13 protein-coding genes are annotated in these 18,019 nt (G+C 67.4%); 12 read left to right on the top strand and 1 reads right to left on the bottom strand.

Annotation, left to right across the window (positions count from 1 at the left end; translation table 11 throughout):
* Nucleotides 1–4: 4 nt before the first annotated feature.
* A complete protein-coding gene (locus ABT127_RS29300) occupies nucleotides 5–1,618 on the bottom strand; it encodes a sodium:solute symporter family protein (RefSeq protein ID WP_351456304.1) in 1,614 nt (537 codons plus the stop codon).
* 106 nt (nucleotides 1,619–1,724) lie between these two features.
* On the opposite strand from ABT127_RS29300, the gene ABT127_RS29305 reads away from it, so the two are divergent.
* The 12 genes from ABT127_RS29305 to ABT127_RS29360 all read left to right on the top strand — a co-directional run bounded on the left by ABT127_RS29305 (nucleotide 1,725) and on the right by ABT127_RS29360 (nucleotide 18,015).
* Nucleotides 1,725–1,952: a hypothetical protein gene (locus tag ABT127_RS29305; protein ID WP_351456307.1), complete on the top strand. Its 228-nt coding sequence runs from the start codon at nucleotides 1,725–1,727 to the stop codon at nucleotides 1,950–1,952.
* Nucleotides 1,953–1,989: 37 nt separating this feature from the next.
* Nucleotides 1,990–4,134, top strand: coding sequence for a carbon starvation CstA family protein (locus ABT127_RS29310; protein ID WP_351456310.1), 2,145 nt, complete (start codon nucleotides 1,990–1,992; stop codon nucleotides 4,132–4,134).
* A 426-nt stretch (nucleotides 4,135–4,560) separates the two neighbouring features.
* Nucleotides 4,561–4,974, top strand: a complete 414-nt coding sequence (locus ABT127_RS29315) for an alpha/beta fold hydrolase (RefSeq protein WP_351456313.1) — start codon at nucleotides 4,561–4,563, stop codon at nucleotides 4,972–4,974.
* A 356-nt stretch (nucleotides 4,975–5,330) separates the two neighbouring features.
* Nucleotides 5,331–6,140: a 2OG-Fe(II) oxygenase gene (locus tag ABT127_RS29320; RefSeq protein WP_351456316.1), complete on the top strand. Its 810-nt coding sequence runs from the start codon at nucleotides 5,331–5,333 to the stop codon at nucleotides 6,138–6,140.
* 59 nt (nucleotides 6,141–6,199) lie between these two features.
* Nucleotides 6,200–10,483 carry a non-ribosomal peptide synthetase gene (locus tag ABT127_RS29325; RefSeq protein ID WP_351456319.1) on the top strand — a complete coding sequence of 1,428 codons (4,284 nt, stop codon included), beginning with the start codon at nucleotides 6,200–6,202 and terminating at the stop codon, nucleotides 10,481–10,483.
* A gap of 82 nt (nucleotides 10,484–10,565) precedes the next feature.
* On the top strand, nucleotides 10,566–11,327 hold the full coding sequence (locus tag ABT127_RS29330; protein WP_351456322.1) for an SDR family oxidoreductase: 762 nt from the start codon (nucleotides 10,566–10,568) through the stop codon (nucleotides 11,325–11,327).
* A 10-nt stretch (nucleotides 11,328–11,337) separates the two neighbouring features.
* The gene (locus ABT127_RS29335) at nucleotides 11,338–12,111 is read left to right on the top strand and encodes an SDR family NAD(P)-dependent oxidoreductase (RefSeq protein WP_351456325.1); all 774 of its coding nucleotides are present in this window, start codon (nucleotides 11,338–11,340) and stop codon (nucleotides 12,109–12,111) included.
* Nucleotides 12,112–12,146: 35 nt separating this feature from the next.
* Nucleotides 12,147–13,421 (top strand): ATP-grasp domain-containing protein, encoded by a 1,275-nt coding sequence (locus ABT127_RS29340; protein WP_351456327.1) that lies wholly within the window; start codon nucleotides 12,147–12,149, stop codon nucleotides 13,419–13,421.
* The gene (locus ABT127_RS29345; protein ID WP_351456329.1) at nucleotides 13,418–14,686 is read left to right on the top strand and encodes an ATP-grasp domain-containing protein; all 1,269 of its coding nucleotides are present in this window, start codon (nucleotides 13,418–13,420) and stop codon (nucleotides 14,684–14,686) included. Before ABT127_RS29340 ends, ABT127_RS29345 begins: the two co-directional genes overlap by 4 nt.
* A 56-nt stretch (nucleotides 14,687–14,742) precedes the next feature.
* A complete protein-coding gene (locus ABT127_RS29350; protein ID WP_351456332.1) occupies nucleotides 14,743–15,441 on the top strand; it encodes an aspartyl/asparaginyl beta-hydroxylase domain-containing protein in 699 nt (232 codons plus the stop codon).
* Nucleotides 15,442–15,610: 169 nt separating this feature from the next.
* Nucleotides 15,611–16,744, top strand: coding sequence for a GNAT family N-acetyltransferase (locus ABT127_RS29355; RefSeq protein ID WP_351456334.1), 1,134 nt, complete (start codon nucleotides 15,611–15,613; stop codon nucleotides 16,742–16,744).
* Entirely contained in the window at nucleotides 16,741–18,015 is a 1,275-nt protein-coding gene (locus ABT127_RS29360; RefSeq protein WP_351456336.1) for an MFS transporter, read from the top strand. Before ABT127_RS29355 ends, ABT127_RS29360 begins: the two co-directional genes overlap by 4 nt.
* The last annotated feature ends 4 nt before the right edge of the window (nucleotides 18,016–18,019 follow it).

Raw genomic sequence — 18,019 nt, forward strand, 5'->3', positions numbered from 1 at the left:
CCACTCAGTCGACGGAGGCGAATGCGGAATCGATGGGCTCATGGGGCATGGCGCCGCCGGTCTCGTCCCTTCCCCTGGGCACGCCGAGCAGGTCCAAGACGGGTGACAACACCGTGGTGACGGCGAGGTTCACTGCGAGTGCGGCCACGGCGACGTGAACGGGAATGTGCAGCGGGCCGATGCTGACGTCGACGAGGGCACGGAAGCCGTAGAGGCCGAGCAATCCGGTGCCCGTGACTACGCCGGCCGCCCACCCGGCAAACAGAGCCCGTCGGTGAAACCATCGAATGAACAGCGACAGCACGACAGCGGGCAGGATCTGCAGGATCCACACGTCGCCCAGAAGGTGCAGGCGGACGGCTTCGCGCGGCTCGATGAACACGGCCAACGTCACGGCCGCGGCCATCAACGTGAAGACGGGCCAGCGGAGGGATCGGACCTCGCGCTTGGGGGCGGCAGTGGGGTGGAGGTACTCCACGTAGATGTTGCGGACGCAAAGCAGCGCCATCCCCATCACCATGAGCGCGGCGGGCAGCAGGCCCGCCATCGCGAGAGCGGCGTAGAGCACTCCGGCCAGCCACGGCGGGGCTAGTTCACGGATCAGCTCCGGCACCGCAAGTTCCCCATGCCCTGCTGGAGTGGTCACCCCGGCGGCGAGTGCGGCGACCCCGAGGAAGGCACACACTCCAAGGCTCAGGCTCCAGGCCGGCAGCCAGGTGGTAGCCGCCTTGAGTGTCCGCCCTTCTCGGCCGGCCATCACCACCAAGAGGACGTGCGGGTAGAGGAGTTGCGTCAGGGCCGTGCCCACAGCGAGCATCACGGAGCCCAGAAAGCCGCCGGGCAGCGAGCCGAAAGCTGGTCCCGCGGCGTCGTCGCGGCGGGCGGCCGCGTCGAAGATCTGTCCGGGTGCGCCGAATTGGACGACAGCCAGCACGAGCAGAACGACCACGGCCGCGGCGCCCAACACGTACGTGACGCAGGAGAGGCGTACGCAGGCCCGCAGACCGCCACGGTGGACGACACCCGCGAGCAACAAGAAGAGCAGAGCGAGCAGCGCACCACCGACGAGTCCGTGTGGCTCGATCTTCATGGCGCCCAACACGGCGCCGACGCCCACGACCTGAAGGGTCAGGTACGGCAGGGTGGCGAGGATGGCGGTCAGCGCGATCGCGAGTGCAAGCGAGTGCGAACCGTAGCGGGCGCGCACATAGTCGGCGGCGGTGAGCAGGTCGTGGCGAGCCGTCACGTCCCGCAGCCGGGGTAGCAACAGCGCTACCAGGGGCGACAGCAGCATGGTGTAGGCGAAGGCGTACATGGCGAGGCCGCCGGTGCCGAACATGAGGCCGGGGACCGCGATGTAGGTATACGACGTGTACAGAGAGCCGGCGAGCAGCAGGCACGTGACTGTCACACCAAGGCGGCGGCCGTGCAGGGCCCAACGGGCCGGATGGCGCGATGCGCCGCGTGTGGGCCAGCGGGCTCCGGCCAGCGCCGCACAGCACAAGACGAGCACGAAGCCCGCACCGATCGCCGGTCCGATGACGCCCCCCATCGCTTCCGCATGACAGAACCCAAGTTCGATTCGCCGAACTCTAAGAGCGACTCCAGAGAGGGTCAAGCAACACACATGAAATCTATGACCCACGTCACATTTACGAGTTGGTGTGTCAACCCGATGCCCGCGCCGCGCAACTTGTGGATCAGTCACGAGAAGAGGTGTGGTCTTGACCGCGGAAAACGAGTCCGCCCCGAGCAGGCACGGATTGCCGCGGAGTAGAGCCTGGAGCGCCCTGCTGCTCCTGCCGGTCGGGTGCGCCGTGGCGGCTTTGGCCTTTCCGGCCGACCGGCCGCGCCTGTTCGGCGTGCCCCTGTTCTACGTACTGCACTTCGCCGTCTGTCTCGTGAGTACGGCGGTCACCGCCCTGCTCCAGTACCTGGCCAGAGACGTGTGAGAACCGTCAATCCGACTGTTCTGAAAGGTAGTTGTCCATGAACGAAACAACACCGCCGGTGTCCGACCCGCCGCGCCCCAGAGGTGGCCGTGCCCTGCGCATCGCAGTCTGGGTCGCGGTCACCCTGGCCGCGACCGCCGGTTGGGCCGTGCTCGCCCTGGTGCGCGGCGAACAGATCAGCGCCGTCTGGCTTCTGGTAGCCGCCTTGTGCTCGTACGCCGTGGCTTACCGGTTCTACGCCCGCTGGATCACCCGCCGCGTACTGCGTACGGACAACACTCGAGCCACGCCTGCCGAACGCCTTCAGGACGGCGTCGACTATGTCCCGACCGGCAAAGGAGTGCTGTTCGGGCACCACTTCGCCGCAATTGCGGGCGCCGGACCACTCGTTGGCCCCGTCCTTGCCGCACAGCTGGGCTATCTGCCTGGCGTGTTGTGGATCGTCGTAGGTGCGGTGGCCGCCGGCGCCGTGCAGGACATGGTGGTGCTCTTCTTGTCGATGCGCCGTGACGGGCGCAGCCTGGGGCAGATGGTCCGCGACGAGATCGGCCCGGTCGGCGGCGTCGCCGCGATCCTCGCCGTCCTCGCGATCATGGTCATCTTGCTCGCAGTGCTCGCCCTCGTGGTGGTGAACGCACTCGCCGGCTCGCCCTGGGGCACCTTCTCCATCGCGATGACTCTTCCCATCGCACTCGCCATGGGCTTTTGGCTGCGCGTGGTCCGTCCGGGACACGTCCTTGAGACCAGTGTGGCAGGCGCCGTACTGCTGCTCGCCGCGGTATCGGGCGGCCACTGGGTCGCGCAGTCTCCGTCGTGGTCCGCCGCGTTCACACTCACACCAACCACGCTGGTGTGGGTGCTGATCGGGTACGGGTTCCTCGCGAGCGTTCTGCCTGTGTGGCTGCTCCTGGCACCTCGTGACTACCTGTCCACCTTCATGAAGGTGGGGGTCATCTCATTGATGGCCGTGGCCATCGTCATTGCGATGCCGATGATGAAGGCGGACGCGATCAGCAAGTTCGCGGCCGAGGGGACCGGGCCAGTCTTCTCCGGCAGCCTCTTCCCGTTCCTGTTCATCACCATCGCCTGCGGAGCGTTGTCCGGCTTCCATGCCCTGATCTCGTCGGGCACCACGCCCAAGATGATCAGGCGCGAGTCGCACATCCGCCTCATCGGCTACGGAGGCATGCTCACCGAATCGTTCGTCGCCGTCATGGCTCTCGTTGCCGCGTGTGTCCTGGAACCTGGCCTGTACTTCGCCGTGAATTCTCCCGCCGCGTTGCTCGGGCCCACGGCGGACTCGGCGGCAGAAGCTGTACGTCACCTCGGTTTCACCCTCAGCGCGGCGGATCTGCAAGGGGCCGCTGCCGCGGTCGGCGAGCAGTCCGTGCAATCGCGCACCGGCGGCGCCCCCACCTTCGCCCTCGGCCTCTCGCACATCCTGTCCGAGGCCTTCGGCGGCAGTGCGATGCGGTCCTTCTGGTACCACTTCGCGATCATGTTTGAGGCGCTGTTCATTTTGACCACGGTCGACGCAGGAACCCGGGTAGGCCGTTTCATGCTCCAGGACGCGCTCGGCAATGTGTGGCGGCCGATGCGCAACGTCAGCTGGAAGCCCGGCATCTGGCTGTGCAGCGCACTAATGGTGGCAGGGTGGGGCTACTTCCTGCTGATGGGCGCGACGGACCCACTGGGTGGGATCAACCAGCTGTTCCCACTCTTCGGCATCGCCAACCAGCTGCTCGCCGCCCTTGCTCTGGCCCTTGCCACCACGGTGCTGATCAAGCAGGGGCGACTGCGGTGGGCATGGGTCACCGGTGTGCCCCTGCTCTGGGACATCGCCGTTACTCTCACCGCGAGCTGGCAGAAGGTCTTCTCATCCGACCCCGCCGTCGGGTTCTTCGCCCAGCGCGGACGCTACGCCCACGCGCTGGAACGCGGTGACGTGCTGGCGCCCGCGCACTCGGCGGACGACATGCGCCAGATCATCACCAACTCCACGGTCGACGGTGTGCTGGCGGCGGCGTTCGCCCTCCTCGTGATCGTGGTGATGGCCGACGTCCTGCGGATCTGGGTCAAAGCACTGCGTTCCAACTCTCCGCTGCCCACCTCTGAGACCGCCCCGCAGCCGCTGCCCGACAGTGGCGCTCCAGCGCCCGTGCTCGCCGAGCAGGCGAGTTGAGGGCATTCGCCGCCATCGGCCGTCTGGCTGCGCTGGTCGGCCGTTACCTCGACGAGGTGTCGGGGCAGGCGGAGTTCCGCCGCGTGTGCCGCGCCCGCGAGGCCGATGTCCCCGGCGGCCGGCTGTCAGCGCGGGAGCGCAGGGAGCTGTGGCGCGTTCATACCGGTCGGGCGGACAGGCCCACGACGCGATGCTGCTGACGGACACCTGGCCCACTCCTAGTGACTCAGGTCACATCGACTTTTCGGTATTCCGTGTCAACCGAACGCCCCGGGCGCGCAACTGAACGTGTGTGGGGGGGCGAGAGGCCGGCGTACCCCGCCATCGTTCTTGACAGCCAGTCAGGTTCGGCCCGAGAGGTCGCGGTTCGGGCCCGGTGGCCGAAGCGGAAGTCCCGAAAGACGCGGAGGAGAAACGGTGCGACCGGTGGAAGCCCTGCAGTCCGGTGACGGACCGCCGGCAGCTCTGGCGCACGGCGACGCCCTCGGCGCACACCCTGCGTGGGCCGCCCAGGACGGGTTGGCCCGCAGGTTCACTCTGCGAACGGTCAGCCGCCGCGGCTGCGGGGGCAGTCCGTCCGCACCTGACCAGACCTTCATGGTGGACGCCGACGATGTCGCCGAGGCACTGGAGAACGGCGCCCGTCTCATGGGCCACTCCTCCGGCGGCGCGGCCGCAAGGACGTTCGCCGCTTCACCAGACGGCATGAAGACCTCGCCTCCCGGTGCCACTCTTCGGAATCTTTTCTTCAGGAACACTTGGAGCCGATCGCAGCTCCAAGGAATTCCACTTCCACGAATCTCCCCACCGCCCCTACCGCGCTTCGCAGATCTGAGGTGACGCAGATGCGCGGAATACTCCCCCGGGACGCGCACATTTCATTTGACGCATCAAATCGGGCGGAATTTCCCCGGCTTGTGGCGTCGGGAGGACACCTGACCCACGCATGGGAAAAGGGAGCACTGCTCTCGCACCATTAGAAAATCACGCACACACCCCTCTGCCATTCCGGCTGAGGGACAATTCGCCATGCCATTTTCCAAGCAATCACCGGGACTTCATGAATTCCCGAAATCCCCTTGACCCTGCCAATCGGGCCGCTTAGATTTTCACGCCGTGGACACTCGAATCCACATTCTCAACACTTGATTCTTCTGCGGATACCCGCTGCCGCACACCCTTGAGGAGTCCCTTTCATGACCGTCACCACCTCTGTCGTACGGACGCAGACCAACGAGGTCGCTACCGAGCTGACCACTGAGACGCTCCTCAAGCTGGCCGAGCGCGAGATCGGCGCCATCCATGTCAAGGGCTACTACCCGGCCGACATCGCCGAGAAGGTCGCACAGAAGGCCATCAACCATCAGGCCCTCGGCAACTACCACAAGCAGCACACCAGCAGCGTCGGCCGCGTCTACATGCCGCACATCGACACCAAGTGGAACGCCGAACTCACGGACAAGTACCACGCGCAGGCCCTGCCGGCCATCCAGGACGTTCGCAACATGTTCCACCCCTACCTGTCGCCGGTGGACCGAGTCCGCCTGGAGTTGCAGGAGCTGTGGCCCGCAGGCGCCAACCTGATGCGCCTTCGCGGCCGTGCCTGCTTCGTCGGGGCCTTCCGTGTCTTCCAGCCGAAGACCTCGGAGTTCTACCCGCACAACGATGCGATCGACCAGGAGACGGACGCCCCTGAGATCGAGGGTGTCCTCAACCAGCTCGTCGCCAACATCTACCTGCAGGTCCCTGGCGAGGGTGGCAACCTGCAGCTCTGGCTGCGCGAGCCGACCGAGGACGAGACGAAGACCATCCTCGACGTCGAGGGCCTGGAGCCGGAGTCCGTCGAGGAGCCCGTCATCACCATCCATCCCGAGGCCGGCGACCTCATCATCTTCAGCCCCCGCATGCTGCACGCCGTGACCGCCGGCGAGGGCAAGCACCGGGTCGGCGCGGCCGCCTTCATCGCGTCCAAGGGCCGGCAGGAGCCGCTGGTCCTCTGGAGCTGATCCGGCCTCTCCGACCACGCCCCCTCCGACCGATTCGCCCACACGTAGAGGACTACGGCATGCTTCCGGCGCTGGTGCGCACCCATGCGAAGACCCACCCGAACCGAACAGCAGTCGCCGTCGGCCAGGACCGCCTGACCTACGCGGAGCTCGACGACCGGGTGTCGCAGCTGGTCCACCAGTTGCGTGACCACGGCATTGGCGCCGGCTGCCTCGTGGGCATCCACCTCGATCGCACCCCTGACGTGGTGGTGGCACTCCTCGCCGCTCTCGGCAGCGGCGCGGCCTACACAATCATCGAACCCACCGACCCGGTGGCGGAGGGGGCGGGCCGGCTCGGCACGGCGGCCCCCGACCTCGTGCTGACGTCGCAGCGCTACCTGGATGAGCTGCGCGAGTGCGGCCTGGACGTACTCGACATGCGCGAGGCGCTCGAGGCACCGGCGGCAGAGGATGCCCGTGGGCGGGCACCGCTGGCAGAGCCGGCCGGCGATGACATCGCCTACGTGCTCTACACCTCCGGTTCCACCGGCGTCCCCAAGGGCGTCATGATCACTCACGGGAACCTGCTCCACTACACCGCATCGCTGCTCGCTCGGCTCGACATCAACGAGCCGCTCGACTACGCGCACGTCACGACACTTGCCGCCGACCTCGGCAACACCTGCCTCTTCTTGTCCCTGTGGACCGGCGGCACCCTGCACCTCGTCGACGATGCAACCCGCCGCGACCCCATGGGACTGCTGCGCTATCTGCACGCCGAGCGCGTAGACGTCCTCAAGACCACCCCTTCGCACTGGGGCGTGCTGTTCCGGGCCTACGGCCACGACGCCGGCACCCGTCCCGCCCTGCGTTTTCTGCTGCTCGGTGGCGAGCTGCTCGCGCTGCCGCTGGCCCGCCGCGTGCTCGCCTCGGGCGTCGCCCGCACTCTCGTCAACCACTACGGTCCCACCGAGGCCACGGTCGGGATCGCGGCCCACATGCTGCACGAGGCGACCGAGGTCGACGAACTGGCAGAGAACGGTCACGCGTCCGTCCCCATCGGCACGGCCTTCGGCGCCACCCAGCTCCTCGTCCGTACGCCCGAAGGCGACTTCCACACACGTAACGCAACCGGCGAACTGTATGTCGCGGGACCCTCCGTCGCGCTCGGCTATCGCGGAAACGCACGGGCCACCGCCCAGGCCTTCACCGACGAACTCGACACTCTCCTGCCGGGCACGGGCCGCGCCTACCGCACCGGTGACAAGGTGCGCGTCGACGCCGACGGGGCCCTGGAGTTCCTGGGCCGCGGCGACCGCCAGGTCAAGGTCGGCGGCTACCGCGTGGAACTCGGACACGTCGAGGCGGGCCTACGCCGACTGCCCCAAGTCACCGACGCCGTCGCCCTCCTGATCCGCAAGGACCGCCCCGTCCTGGTCGCAGCCGTCGCGTCGACGGACCCCGCCACCTCGTCGGCCGCGATCCGTGAACAGGCACGCGGCACCCTGCCCTCGTACATGGTCCCCGACCGCATCGAGGTCTTCGACGACTTCCCGCGCAACAGCAACGGCAAGACCGACCAGACCGCCCTGCGCCACCTGGTCGAGGAACGCCTCGCCGAGCGCAGCGAGCGCACGCATGACGTCGCCGATCCTGTTCTCGCCGATGTGCTGGCTGCCTGGCGCCGCCACCTGGGGCACGGCGACTTCGGCGTCGATGACAACTTCACCAACGTGGGCGGCAGTTCCATCGACGCCATTCAGGTCATCGCAGACCTCCAGGCCAAGGGACACCAGGTATCGGCCTCCGCGTTCCTCGCGGAGCCCACGCCCGTCGCACTCGCCGAGCACATCGCCCGCGGTGTCGGTGCCGATGCCCGGGCCCGTGCGACCGGTCGCGCGCTGCCCGATGATTCCGCGGTCCTCTCCCCCGCCCAACACTGGTTCTTCCGGCAGGAGTTCGCCCTGCCCGACCAGTGGAACCAGGCCCTGCTCCTGGATGTCGACGGCGCAGTACGCGCTGGTGCTCTGCAGGCCGCCGTCGCCGACGTGGTCGCGGTGCATCCGCTGCTTCGCACCGCCTTCCGTGGTGCGGGAGACCGCCGCCACCGCGAAACCGTCGCCGCCAAGGACATCTTCAGCACGTCCGCCCTGCCTGACGGGGAAGAGGCGATCGCGAGACATTTCCAGGACACCTCCGCCGCCCGCCAGGCCGAGATTCGCGTCGGCGACGGGACCGTCTTCAAGGCCCATCTCTTCCTGGGCGCCGGCCGGGCGCATCTGCTCCTCATCTGCCACCACCTGTGCATCGATGCTGTCTCCTGGCGCATCCTGGTCAACGACCTCAGCCGCTGCTACACCGAGCGACTGCAGGGCAACACTCCCCATACCGCCCCCGGAACCACCGGCTTCGGCGAGTGGGCGACCCACATCGCAGAACAAGCACCTGCCCTGCGCGCCGACCTCGCCCACTGGGACGAGTTTCAACACCACGCGCCGATGTCAGCCAGTGACGACAACAACCAAGAGGGCGATGCCCAGGCCGTCTGGTTCCGGCTCAGCCGAGCTGAGACCAACGCCCTATCGCGTGCCGAGGCAGCCAGCACCGGGACCCCGATGCACGCCGCTCTGCTCGCCGCATTCGCCCAGGCCCTCAGCACGACCGACGGCAGTGCCGAAGTAGTCGTCGACGTGGAGAGCCACGGACGTGCCACGCTCGACGACGACCTCGATGTATCACGGGCCGTAGGCTGGTTCACCTCCACGTTTCCGCTGCGAGTACCGGTCGTCGACGGCGATGTGGCGGCTACGGGCAAGGCCGTGACCAAGGCGATGGACGAGGTGCCCCGACTCGGGATCGCCTACGGCCTGCACCGGCAGCCGCAGCGCGCCGACGTCTGCTTCAACTATCTCGGCTCCTTTGCCCTGCCCTATGGGGACGACCTGCGTCCGGCCCTGTCCCGCTACGCGGTCGGACCGGTACGCGGCGCCGCCAACGACCGTGGCTACAGCCTCAAGCTCACTGCTCGCGTCCACGACGGCCAGCTCGTCGCCGACCTCTCCGCCACCCCGCACCGGCACACCGCCGAGGACCTGCGTGAGCTGGCCCGCGCCACGCGCGCTCAGCTCCTTGCCGCGGCCGGCCTTCCCGAGACGCAAGGTCAGTTCGTTGTGGAGCAGGGATCGAGTACCGGCCTGCTCGTTCAAGTTCCGCGCGCACTGCACTGCGAGCCGCCCGCCGCCACGACCCGCGCGTACGGCAGCGTCCTGCTCACCGGCGCCACAGGATTCATCGGTGCGCATCTACTGCACCTGCTGTTGACACGCACCACCGGGCACATCCACTGCCTGGTGCGCGAGCGCACCGGGCAATCGGCCCGCGAACGGCTGCGCGACATCTACGCCTGGTACCACCCCGGCGAGGACCTGGAGCGCTATCTCGACCGTGTCACGGTGCACAAGGCGGATCTGGCGGAACCGGGCTTCGGACTGGGCGAGACGGCGTACGCCACGCTCGCCCGCGAAGTCGAGGCCGTCTACCATCTCGCCAGTGACACACGGCTGTTCGGCGACCGGGGCTCCTTCGACCGGCAGAACATCGAACCCGTCCGCGCCATGATCTCCCTGGCCGCTACGAGCCGTCCCAAGGACCTGCACTACGTGTCGACCCTTGCGGTCTGCGGCAGTGGCGCCGAGGGCAAGCGGACTGTGTTCAGTGAAGACTCCCTCAATATCGGGCAGAGCTTCCTCAACGAGTACGAGCGCAGCAAGCACGACGCCGAGCGTCTGGTGCACGACTTCGTCGCCCGCGGCGGCGCCGGGTTCATCTACCGCTCCGGAAACGTCTCGGGGCATTCCGTCACCGGGCGGTTTCAGCGCAACGGCAGCGACAACCGGCTGGTCCAGCTGCTGCGTGCCTGCGCCCGCCTGGGCCGGATGCCGAGCATCGGATCGCAGACGCTCGCGCTGAGCCCCGTGGACACTGTCGCCGAGGGGATTCTGGAGATCTCCCGCAGCTCTCGGGTGCCGGGCGGAACCTTCCACGTCGATACCCACCACGAGGTGTCATACGCGGAGGTGTTCGCGGCATTGCGTGCACTCGGCTGCCCTGTCGAACAGGACGACGCACCGGACTTTGCCGCACTGTTCGCAGGGCACCTCGACGCGAGCGATGAACAGCTCTCCCTGGCGCACTTCTGGGCAAGTCGTCCCGAGCGCAACGTCCGCTACGACCACACGCGCACCCGACGCCTGCTCGCGCAGCTCGGTGTGAACTTCACGCCGCTGGACCAGGCGTGGCTGCGGGCGTACATGGCCGGGCTGATTCAACAGGGTGAGATCGCCGTGGCTGTACCGGCCTAGCCGGTCGGCACCGTTCGGTCACGGCAAGAAGCAACACACCGGCAAGAACGCACCACACAAGCAGGAACAGGGACTGACTGACATGACTGAGGGACGCATCGCCGTCGTCACCGGAGCCTCCTCCGGCATCGGGCGGGCCGTGACAACCAACTTCGCCCGCCGGGGCATCAACGTGGTGGCCGCCGGCCGAAGGGCCGAGCAACTCGACGCCGTTCAGACGGAGGCGGCGAACTTCCCGGGCTCTGTGCTGCCCTTCGCCGGGGACATGACCGGGCACGCGTACACCGAGGAGTTGCTTGCCGCGGCCGAGCGGGAGTGGGCCGCTCCGGCCGACATCTTCGTGGCCTCGGCCGGGCGGGGGTTGCCTGGCACCGTGCTCGGCTCGGACGCGGGCCAATGGGAGGAACTGGTCGAGGCCAACCTCCTCGCGATCATGCGTCAGTTGCGCACCACAGCAGCAGAGTTCGTGAAGCAGGCCGAGGCTGACAGCGGCAGCCGAGTGCGGGACATCGTGGTGATCGGGTCCACTGTCGGGCGTCAGGTGTCTGCCGCCAACCCCGTCTACGGTGCGACGAAGTTCGCTGTGCACTCGCTCGTGGAGGCGCTGCGTCAGGAGGTGTGCGCCCACAACATCCGCGTGACGCTGATCGAGCCGGGCTTCGTGCGCTCCGGCTTCCAGGACACGGCCGGATACGACACGGCCTGGTTCGAGGCGGTGGCCGAGCAGAACGGACCGCTGCTCGTGCCCGAGGACGTCGCCTCGGTCATCGAGTTCGTGGTCGGCCGGCCGATCCACGTGCATCTCGACGACATCCGACTGCGCCCGACCCGGCAGAAGGCTTGAGAGGCCACGCATGAACGACTTCTTCACCCCCCTGTTCGGCCTGCGCGGCCGTAAGGCTGTGGTAACGGGGGGCAGTTCGGGGATTGGCGAGGCGATTGCCCAGGCGCTGTGCGCGGCCGGCGCCGACGTGCTGCTCGTCGCCCGGCGCACCGACCCGTTGCGTGAGGCTGTTGCACGGATGCCGGTGAGCGGTGGCACTGCGTCCTGGCTCGCTGCGGATCTGGGTGACCGAGAGGCGGTGCATCAGCTGGCCGATCAGGTGGCGGAACGGTTCGGCGCCGTCGATATCCTGGTCAACTCGGCCGGTATGAATGTCAGGCCTCCGCTGAGCGAGTTGGGTGAGGAGGACTGGGACCGCACCCTGCGCACCAATCTGGACGCGCCCTTCGTGCTGGGGCAGCGGTTCGGTCCGGCCATGGCTGAGCGAGGTTGGGGCCGCATCATCAACATCGCTTCGCAGCAGTCCGTGCGCGCCTTCGGCAACAGTGGTGCCTACGGTGTGTCCAAGGCGGGGCTGACCGCACTGACCCGCTCTCAGGCGGAAGCGTGGTCGGCGCGGGGCGTTTGCGCCAACGCCGTCGCTCCGGGCTTCGTCGACACTCCTCTCAACGAGGCCGTGTTCCGCGACCCGGTGCGTACAGAGGCCATGGCACGGCGCACGATGACCGGCCGAAACGGGGTGCTGTCCGACTTCGCCGGTGTGGCCGTCTTCCTGGCGAGTGACGCCTGCGCGTACGTGACCGGCCAGACGATCTTCGTTGACGGCGGCTTTTCGTCCACCTGATCCACCGCTCATCCGCCGATTCCTGAGGAGTTCCGTTGCCCCAAAACAGACCGGTTGTGGTGCTGGTCGACGCGTACACGTCGGGGAAGTACCTGCCGCCCGAGTTCGCCGCCCTGGGCGCGGATCTGGTGCACGTCCAGAGCACCCCCGAGTTCATGCCGTCGATGCCGCCGCCCGAGCTGAGCGGCTTCAGGGCCGCCCTGGTCCACGACGACCTGGACAAGACGCTGCTGCGTCTCGCGGAGTTCGCGCCGGTGTGCGTCATGGCCGGCCAGGAGCCGGGGGTGAACCTCGCCGATCTGCTCTCGGAGCGTCTGGGGCTGCCGACCAACGGAACTGCGCGGTCAAGGGCACGGCGGGACAAGTACCACATGGGCGAGACGCTGCGGGCGGCCGGACTGCACTGCGCCAAGCAGTTCAAGAGCCGTGACTCCGGCGAGCTGGTGCGCTGGTCTGAGCAGACAGGCGAATGGCCCGTGGTGGTCAAGCCTCTCAACTCGGCCGCTGGCGACGGGGTGTTCATTTGCTCCGACGCGCAGGAGGTGCGCAGGGCCGCCGAGAGCATCCTGCAGTCAGAGACGATTTATGGCGACACCAACACTGAAGTGCTGGTCCAGTCCTGGCTTCAGGGCACCGAGTACGTGGTCGACATGGTGTCGTACGGAGGCAACCGCTATGTCTGCGGCGTCTGGGAGTACCAGAAGCGACTGCTGCCCTCGGGCCGTCTGATCTACGACCGCGAGCGCTTGCTCGCCCCCGATGAGGGGCCCGCGCACGAGCTGATCGCATACGTCGAGCGGGCCCTTGAAGCGCTGGGTGTGCAGTTCGGACCGACTCACGCCGAAGTCATCGTCACTCCGCAGGGGCCCGCCCTGGTCGAGGTCGGCACCCGGATCGCCGGAAACATGCACCCTGGATTCCACAACGTGTGCGCGGGCGGCAATCAGGCCACGTTGACGGCGCTGGCGTACTTGTCTCCCGCGGATTTCGTGCGGGGCTATGCGGGACGCCACTACGACAAGCACCGCGAGGCGATCTGCTGCACAACCTCGACAACACTGAGTGGTGTCGTCGAGAGCGTCGACGAACAGGCTGTCGAGGCGATCCGAGATCTGGAGACCGTCGCGCGCCTGGACCTGAAGCTCGCCCCCGGCGACCTCATGCGGCCGACCGTGGACCTGTACTCCAGCACGATGCGGATCTTCATGTCCGGCACGTCGATGGACGCGATCGACCGGGACTGCGAGCGGATCGAGGAACTCAAGGACCGGGTGTACCGGCTCCGTGACACGAACGCGGGTGGAAAATGAGTACCGTCGTCGTCGCAGTGTTTCCCAACTCGGCCGTCCGGCCGTCCGACATCGCCAACGCCACGCACCTGTGTGGACACACTCCGGTGCACGTGGCGCTCGCCGGCGAACTGAGCGCGTTGGAGCGTGCCGAGTACGAGGTCTTCGGGCCGGTGTACGAGTCCGATGAGCACGATGTCGCCGCGGTGGCGGCCGCGTTGAAGGCGTATGAGATCGCTGGCGTGACCACCTTCAGTGAGGGTCTGCTGCGGTTCACCGCGGAGCTCGCGCACGCTCTGGACATGCCCTACCACGATCGTGACACGGCACGTCGGCTCACGGACAAGCGGGCTCAGCGCGAGCGCCTCGCCGAGCGTGGGGTGGATGCCGTGTGGTCCGTCGCGGTCACCAGCCGCGAGGAGGGTCTCGCATTGCTGGCAACCCGGCCGGGACCTGTCGTCGTCAAGCCGGTGCGCGGTCAGAGCAGCATCGACACTCACTTCGTACGCGATGCCGGCGATCTTCCCGCGGAACTGACGCCGACACCTGAGCGGCCTTTCGTGGTGGAGGAGTATCTGCGGGGTCGTGACGAGGGCGACTTCGGGGACTACGTGTCGGTGGAGTCACTCGTCGTCGAGGGGCGAGTGCACACCATCGGTGTCACCGGGAAGTTCCCGCTCATGCCGCCCTTCCGCGAGCACGGTGGATTCGTGCCGTCGCACCTGGGTGTCGATGAGGGCGAGCGCGTGGCACGCCTGGCCGCCGACGCGGCGCTCGCACTCGGCATCCGCAGTGGTCTGGTGCACACCGAGATCAAGCTGACGCCGGACGGCCCGAGGATCATCGAGGTCAACGGACGGCTCGGCGGGTTCATCGCTGACATGTATCGCCGCGCGACGGGACTCGACCTTCACGAGCTGGGCATCCGCTCGGCCTGCGGTCAGCCGGTTGACCTGCCGGACAAGGCGGTGGAGTCCATCGAATTCCAGTACTTCGGGCTCTCGCCGCTGCCGGGCGGGGTGCTGCGCGGCAGCGATGGAGTCGAGCAGTTGCTCCAGGAGCCGGGGGTCGTCGGGCGGATGCAACGCCTGAACACAGGCGACCCGCTGCCGGCCCAGTCGACCTCCTTCTTCATGGACGTCCTCCGCGGTACCGCCACCGACCACACGGCGATGCTCGACACCATCGACCGCGCGCTCGCCCACCTGCGCCTCACGTTCGAGGAAACCGACGGACGCATCAGTGTGTGGCAGGCACGCAGGGGCGCGATGGAGCGCATCGGCTAGCCGGCGCCGCCGTCCCGCTCTTCCCACCTCGCACTGCACCCAACAGGAGACATGTCATGAAGACCTCCCCCTATCTCAACAGCCCGCGACTGCGGACCCTGGCCAACTGGATCTTCCTGCGCAAGTCCGGGGGCGCCAACCGCCGGCGCATCATTCCCTCGGATGCCGTGTTCCCCGAGGTATGGGAGTTGGAGCGCAAGTTCCCCGAGCTGAAGGCCGAAGTCGACGCGCTCCTCAAGAGCCGGTCCATTCCCACGTACGACACCTTCGACCCGCAGCGCGCCTCTGAGGTGTCGGATGAATGGCGTCTGTACTACGCGTACATGTTCGGGAAGACCAACCAGCTGGCCAAGAAGGACCTGCCCACGCTGCTGTCCTTCGCCCAGTCGACGCCGAATGTGGTCAACGCCTTCGTCTCCATCCTGGAGCCGGGTGTCACCCTCCCCTCGCACCAGGACCCGTACGCGGGCATTCTCCGCTACCACCTTGGCATCCAGGTCCCCACGGACAACCCGCCGCGCATTCGTCTTGCTGACGAGTTCTACCAGTGGAAGGAAGGCGAGGGGACTGTTCTGGACGTCTCCCTCGAGCACGAGGTGGTCAACGAGAGCGCGCAGGCACGCGTCATCGTGATCATTGACTTCCGGCGGCCGATGGGCCCGCTGGCGTCCGCGCTCAACCGCTACCTCCTGTGGCAGAAGCGGAAGTTCGCGCCGCAGTTCGTCGAGGCCGCCAAGTACGACGTCATGCATTGAGAAACGCCCGTCCGCCAGGTCGAATCCGCAGATCTCCGTCGTCGCCCCTCAGGCGAACGGTGCTTTGAAGAAGCGACCTAGGGGTCGGGGCATCTGCCCGACCTCACGCCGTATCCGCTGCTGGTTCGAGCATCTCCGCATCGTGCGGAAAGAAGAGAGAGAAGCACCCGTGCCCCTCACCAGGACGACGAGTGTACGGCTGCCCGAGAGCGTGCGAGCCGTCTCGCGGGCCGCCGAACTTCCCCGTGCGGGCTGGGACGCGCTGGCGGGACCGTACGACATCTTCCTCACCTGCCGCTGGCTCGACGTCGTCGAGGCCACCGCTGGTGTTCCCATGACCTATCTGTGGGTCGAGCGCGCCGGGCGTCAGGTAGCCGCCCTGGCCACTGCGACCGCAACCGCGTCGGTGCCCTGGGCCCTGGGCCGGCCTGATGTCGTTCTCCGCAACAGCGCGAAGGACGAACTTCCCGACGCAGCGGCCATGCTGGCGTCGATCGGCGAGCCCACCAGCACCTTGATGCCGGCTCTGGTCGCCGGCGGGCGGCATATTGGCAATACCAGAGTGCTGCGGTCGCCCGATGCGACGGACAGCGATGTCGAGTCGCTCGTCGTCGCCGCTGAGTTGCTGGCACAAGAGGCTGGGCTCGCCAGTGTGTGCTTCCTCTACTTGGGCGAGCAGGACGAGGCGTTGGCCCGCGCCTTGGGCGACCGCGGCTACCGCACCTACACGACCGGCCACTACAGCACGCTCCAACTGCCCGCCGACGGTGGCTTCGACGGCTATCTTGCGGCGCTGACGAGCAAGCGCAGAATCTCCGTGGCCACTGAGCGTCGTCGTATCCGGGAGTCGGATGTGCGGGTGCGGCTGAGCTCGCTCGCCGAGACGGACCTGGCCCGCTGCGCGGATCTGGAGTCGGGTCTGCTCGCCAAGTACGGCATCGACATCGGACCTGACACTGTCCTGGCGCAGATCCGTCAGGTCCGTGACTGTTTCGGCGAGGACGCTTTTGCCGTCGTCGCCGAGGCTGAGGGAGCGATCCGCGGCTACGGCCTCATCCTGCGCCACGGAGACCACTGGTATGTGCGCCAGACCGGCTACGACTACGCCTATCAGGAACGCACCAAACTCCCCCTGTACTTCGAGATCCTCTACTACAAACTGATTGAGGAAGCAGCGGCAGCAGGAGTCGAAACCCTGCACTACGGCCTTGGCAGCGAGCGGGCCAAGCGCTCGCGTGGCTGCACAGCCCTTCGTCAGCAATGTCATGTGCTCCGCCTGAACGGGGAGGGCTCCTCGGCATGACGTCCACCGTGGTCAAGGAGTCCCGCACGTCGGCCTCTGTGCTGCCGCGAGGGCCCGGCGTAGTGTGGTTCGGCTTGTCCGAACTGGTCAAAGCGCTGGGTACCGGGTTCTTCTATCCCTTTTCACTGCTGTTCTTCACCCAGTTGTCGGGGCAATCGCTCCGCTCGGTGGGACTGGTCCTGACAGTCACCGCACTCGCTGTGCTGCCCGGACTCTTCGCCGTCGGCCGCCTGGTAGACCGCATCGGCCCCAAGCCGGTGCTGATCGGATCAGCGCTGGCACGCGTCGCGTGCTTCGCGGGCATTGTCTGTGTACGCGGCCTGGTTCCGCTGATCGTGTGCACTTTGCTGCTCGCCGTGGGCCAGCGTGCCGAGCAAGCGGCCAGCCCGGTACTCGCCGTCCGCCTGGCCCCCGAGGGGGAGAGCGGCCGGTGGCTGGCCCTTACCCGGGTCGCTTTCAACGCGGGTATCGGCGGCGGGGCGCTCCTCGCCAGCTTCTTCGTCGTGGACACCGCCTCAGGCTTTGTCATGCTCGGAGTGATCAACGCGGCCGGCTTCGTCCTGAACGCCCTGTTGTACGTCATCGGGGTTCCGCCCGGTCGCCGCGTCGCACCACCGCCGCGCGGCAGGCTCCGCGGTGGTGCGAACGGTCCGTGGCGCAACGGCCCGTTTCTGCGAGTGGCAGGCTCGAATGCTCTCTTGCTGACGGCGATGCTGGCGGTGGAAACCGCGATGCCGGTGTTCGTCCTACGCGAGCTGCACCTGCCGTCGTGGATCGTGGGCCTGATGTTTGCGGTGAACACCACGCTGCTGACCGCATTGCAACTTCCGCTCAGCCGTTTGCTGGAGCGCCTCCCGTCCCGGCCGGTACTCGCGCTCGGCGGCCTGATGTACATCCCGCTCTACGCCGCTGCCCTGCTGGTCGCGCCCCTGCCTCGGAATTACCAAGTCGGCTTCATCATCGGAGGGATGGTTCTCTACACGCTCGGCGAACTGGCCGTCTCCCAGGCTGCCTGGATGATGCTGACCACGATTCCGCCTGAACGTGAACAGGGGTCCTACATGGCGTTCAACCAGTTCTTCGCCGGGGGCGCGACCGCCCTGGCGCCGCTTTTGGTGGCGCTGCTGCTGGCGAGTGCGCCGCACGCTCTGTGGTGGGTGCTCGCGGGCTCCAGCACGGTGGCAGCGCTGCTCGCCGTCAGCGGACGCAGGAGGGCAGTCGCGCCTTCGGAGTCCCCGTCCGTCGCGGACTCCGGCTCCACTGCCGTCTGACCCG

The sequence above is a fragment of the Streptomyces sp. NPDC001904 genome, assembly GCF_040297005.1.
GTDB lineage: Bacteria > Actinomycetota > Actinomycetes > Streptomycetales > Streptomycetaceae > Streptomyces.